The sequence below is a fragment of the Lactobacillus nasalidis genome, assembly GCF_016587775.1.
GTDB classification, from domain to species: Bacteria; Bacillota; Bacilli; order Lactobacillales; family Lactobacillaceae; genus Lactobacillus; species Lactobacillus nasalidis.
The window spans coordinates 1-3791 of the sequence record NZ_BOCG01000221.1; the positions used below are offsets into that span (position 1 = coordinate 1).

4 protein-coding genes, 1 rRNA gene and 1 pseudogene are annotated in these 3791 nt (G+C 52.7%); 2 read left to right on the forward strand and 4 right to left on the reverse strand.

Features of this window, described 5'->3' with window-relative positions:
- Window positions 1-80, reverse strand: a 16S ribosomal RNA gene (locus lacNas_RS03645); the annotation flags it as partial.
- 536 nt (window positions 81-616) lie between these two features.
- Here lacNas_RS03645 and lacNas_RS03650 point away from each other — a divergent pair.
- Complete coding sequence (locus tag lacNas_RS03650) at window positions 617-1543, forward strand: NAD(P)/FAD-dependent oxidoreductase (protein WP_201330536.1); 927 nt, start codon at window positions 617-619, stop codon at window positions 1541-1543.
- A 16-nt stretch (window positions 1544-1559) separates the two neighbouring features.
- Window positions 1560-2216 carry a VTT domain-containing protein gene (locus tag lacNas_RS03655; RefSeq protein WP_201330537.1) on the forward strand — a complete coding sequence of 219 codons (657 nt, stop codon included), beginning with the start codon at window positions 1560-1562 and terminating at the stop codon, window positions 2214-2216.
- A 51-nt stretch (window positions 2217-2267) separates the two neighbouring features.
- On the opposite strand, the gene lacNas_RS03660 is transcribed toward lacNas_RS03655, so the two are convergent.
- From lacNas_RS03660 to lacNas_RS14165, 3 genes and pseudogenes are all read right to left on the reverse strand, one after another.
- The gene (locus tag lacNas_RS03660; protein WP_201336319.1) at window positions 2268-2876 is read right to left on the reverse strand and encodes a TIGR01906 family membrane protein; all 609 of its coding nucleotides are present in this window, start codon (window positions 2874-2876) and stop codon (window positions 2268-2270) included.
- Window positions 2873-3643 carry a TIGR01457 family HAD-type hydrolase gene (locus lacNas_RS03665; RefSeq protein ID WP_201331418.1) on the reverse strand — a complete coding sequence of 257 codons (771 nt, stop codon included), beginning with the start codon at window positions 3641-3643 and terminating at the stop codon, window positions 2873-2875. The genes lacNas_RS03660 and lacNas_RS03665 overlap by 4 nt, the downstream gene beginning before the upstream one ends.
- A pseudogene (locus lacNas_RS14165) lies at window positions 3640-3791 on the reverse strand (YutD family protein); the annotation flags it as partial. The gene lacNas_RS03665 and the pseudogene lacNas_RS14165, both read right to left, overlap by 4 nt.

Below are 3791 nucleotides of genomic sequence, written 5' to 3' on the forward strand. Positions count from 1 at the left end.
TTGAATTCAGCTCGCTCGACTTGCATGTATTAGGCACGCCGCCAGCGTTCGTCCTGAGCCAGGATCAAACTCTCAATTTGAAATTGAGCCTTTTTAATCTGCTCCAGATTATTTGCTTGCGAATTGACTTCGCTTATTTGATTGGATCAAACTTTGTTTGACCCGCACACTGCGAAACTTTGTTCAGTTTTCAAAGTACCAACTTGCGTCTTTGTGACGCAACGTTTTATATCTTACTCGCTTGTTGACTTATTGTCAACAGCTTTCTGATATTTTCTTTTTGCCTCCGCGAGACTTGCTTGTCTCACGCGGCAACAAATATTAGTATACTAGAAAATTCTGATTCGTCAAATCTCCAGGTTAATTCGTTTTATCCCCGGCTCACCAGGATGCGTTGTGATTAAGGTCTTTACTCTTTTAGAATAATTTTGGCTTTTTTCTCCTTAAAAACCTGGCAAAAAAATGAAAAAGTTCGATTTTTGCTTTTTTCTGCCCATAAAAGCGGCCATATTTTTTTCGTTTTTGTTCTTAATTAATTTTCCAGTCATTCTATGGTAAAGTGTTTTTAGAAATATTTCGAAAGGAGATCTCTATCATCAAACAATACGATCTAGCCGTGATCGGCGCCGGTCCGGTAGGCCTTTTCGCGGCCTACTTTGCCCGCCTGCACGGCCTCAAGACGGTCATCCTCGAATCCTTGAACGAACCGGGTGGCCAGCCAGAAATGCTTTACCCCTTTAAGAAGATTTTAGACATTCCCGTCTTTCAGGAAATTACTGCCGCCGACTTGACCAAGCGTCTTTTAGCTGGCTTGACCGACCAGGACCTGGTCACCGGCCACAAGGTCAGCAAGCTGACCCAAGACGACGGCCTGGTCATCGACGACGAATACCAGGTCCGCAGCATCATCATCGCGACCGGCAATGGTGCCTTCAAAGCCAAAAAGTTCCCGCTCAAGGCGGACGGGGCTGCTGAAGACCGCATCCATTACTTTTTCAAAAATCCGCAGCAGTTCGCCGGACAGAAAATCGGCATCTTCGGCGGCGGCGACACGGCCCTGGACTGGTCACAAGAATTGGCCGACCTGGCCCAGGTCACCCTGGTGCACCGGCGCGACCAGTTCCGCGGCATGGAAAGCAGCGTCGACAAACTTAAAGCCAGCGGCAAAGTAACCTTCAGGACTCCTTACCTGCCTAAAAGCCTGCAGCTTGCCGGCGGGCAGCTCAAGATCGGTCTCAAGCAAGTCGGCGGCGATGAAGTCCGTGAGGAAAGCTTCGACCAGATCCTCGTGGCTTACGGCTTCCGCGCTGACAACCGCTTCGTCAGCAAGTGGGGCGTTGAGCTGAAGCAGGGCTTGATTGACGTTGACCGGGCAATGCAGACCAGCGTTGCCGGAATCTACGCGGTTGGCGATGCCTGCGGCTATCCCGGCCGGGTGCCGATCATCGGCATCGGCTTTGGTGAAGCCCAGATCGCGGTCAACGCGATCATGCAGGACCTTTTCCCGGAAAAAAGCCTGACGATTCACTCTACTAGTATTTAAGAACTGAGGTTAACACATGCCACTGATTGATTTTATTCTGCACATCGATGACCACTTGGTCACCATTGTCAACAACTTTGGGGCGGGAAGCTACCTGGTCATTTTTGCCATCATCTTCATTGAAACTGGCCTGGTGGTCTTTCCCTTCCTTCCCGGCGACTCGCTGATCTTCGCTGCTGCCGCCATGGCTGCCAACCCCAAGTACGGCTTGAATGTCTGGCTGCTCTACCTGGTTGCCGCCGGCGCCGCCATCATCGGCGACAGCGTCAACTACGAAATCGGCAAATGGTCGGTGCACTCCGGTGCCAAGCACAGCTGGTTCAACAAGCTGATCAATGAAAACAATCGCCTGGCCGCCGAGAAATTCTTCGAGCGCCACGGCTCCATCACCATCGTGATCGGCCGCTTCATCCCCTTCATCCGGACCTTCGTGCCTTTTATTTCCGGCGGCAGCAAGATGCACTACCGGACCTTCGTCATTTACAACATTTTAGGCGGTCTGCTGTGGACCGCGCTCTTTACCGGGATCGGCTACTTCTTCGGCAATTTCCCAATTGTCAAGGAACACTTCTCCTTGATCGTGATTGCTATCATCCTGGTTTCAGTCGTCCCGATCCTGATCGTGGCCTTGAAGAAGAAACTGAGCATGCGCCGCGAGCAGCAGTTCAAATAGAAATACTGCCCAAGCAAAAAGGACCCTGAGGGGTCCTTTTTTATTGCCTTTTTAGCGGCGTCTGAGCAGATAGCGCGCCAGGAAAAGCTCGTAGATCACGCCGCCTACGGCGAAGCAGGCCGCGAAGAAGCCTTCCGTCAGCACATTGATGACCGGATCGGTCGCTGGATCAAAGAGCCAGTTGTTGTTGTGGAAAAAGAAGGTGTGAAAAATTCTGAAAAAGCTGTCGAAATCGCTCAAGGCAAAAGGCATGACGGCCACCGGCAGCAGCATCAAAACCAACGCCTGCGTCTGGCTCAGCCGCAGCGGCTTTTTCCGCTGGCTGAAATAAAAGCTGACGGCCAAGGCCAGCAAAAAGAAGATTTCTGCCAGGACAAAGAGGCTTTTGACTTCGGCAAAATGTGAGGCCGCTGAAGCCGAAGTCGGCAGGTCGCTCATCTTGAGCTGGTGCTTGCCCGGCCAGAGCAGGTAGAGCAGCAGCTGGTTGTAATTGCTCATCACCTGACCCACAGTCAGATTAACCGTCTGATAGGTCTTTTCCAAAAGCGTAAACAAGAGCAGCAGCGGCCAGCTGAACACGATCGCCCCGACCACGGCACTGGAGACCGCGAACAAAAACTGATAGAGCAGCTCAAGCAGCTGCGTCAAAAATTTTTTCATAATGAGAACTCGTCCAAATCATTCACTAAATAAGTTGGAGGCGTAAGCCCGGCCAGGTCTTCCTTCCGGGTCACCCCGGTCAAAGTCAGCAGGGTATCGACGCCACTGTTGATGCCAGCCATGATATCGGTCGGATAGTTGTCGCCAACGATCAGAGCCTCGCTGGCCGCGGCTTTGGCCAAATCCAGGGCCCGGTTGACGATGATGGCTTCCGGCTTGCCGATAAAGACCGGCTGTTTGCCAGAAGCAACCGTCAAGGCCGCGCAGATCGCCCCGTTGCCCGGCCGCAGCTCGCCGCCGACTGGCAGGTTCTGGTCCGAATTGGTTCCGATGAAGACGGCCCCTCTTTGGATGCAGCGGGTAGCCACCATGAGCTTGTGGTAGGTCAGGTCCGTGTCCATCCCCACGACCACGTAGTCGGGATGTTCCTCATCATAGTAAAATTCCGGCCGGTCCAGCAGTTCCTTCCACAGACCGATCTGGCCGATGATGTAGACGCCGACCGGCCGCTTTTTTTCTTTCTCCAAAATGTAGCTGGCCGTAGCCATGCTGGGAGTGTAGATCTTGTCGACGCTGGTTTCAACGCCGTGGCCCTTCAGCTTGTCCGCCACCATCTGCGGAGTTCTGGTCGTGTTGTTGGTCAGAAAAAGGTAGTCCAGACCGGCCTCTTCCAGCCGCTTGACAAAACGGACGCCTGATTCAATGGTATCTTTTCCGCGGTAGATGGTGCCATCCAAATCAATCAAAAACAAACGGTATTTTTTCACGACTTCTTCCTTCTAATCACAAATGCCTGGTGCCGGCCCCGGGTTTTCTTGCGTCCAGCCGCGTAGCTGCCCTTTTTTGGCCGGCCATCCTTGACCTTCTTTTCACTGAAAGCGGCCTTGTTCTTGCTCCGCTTGCGCGGCGGCCGCC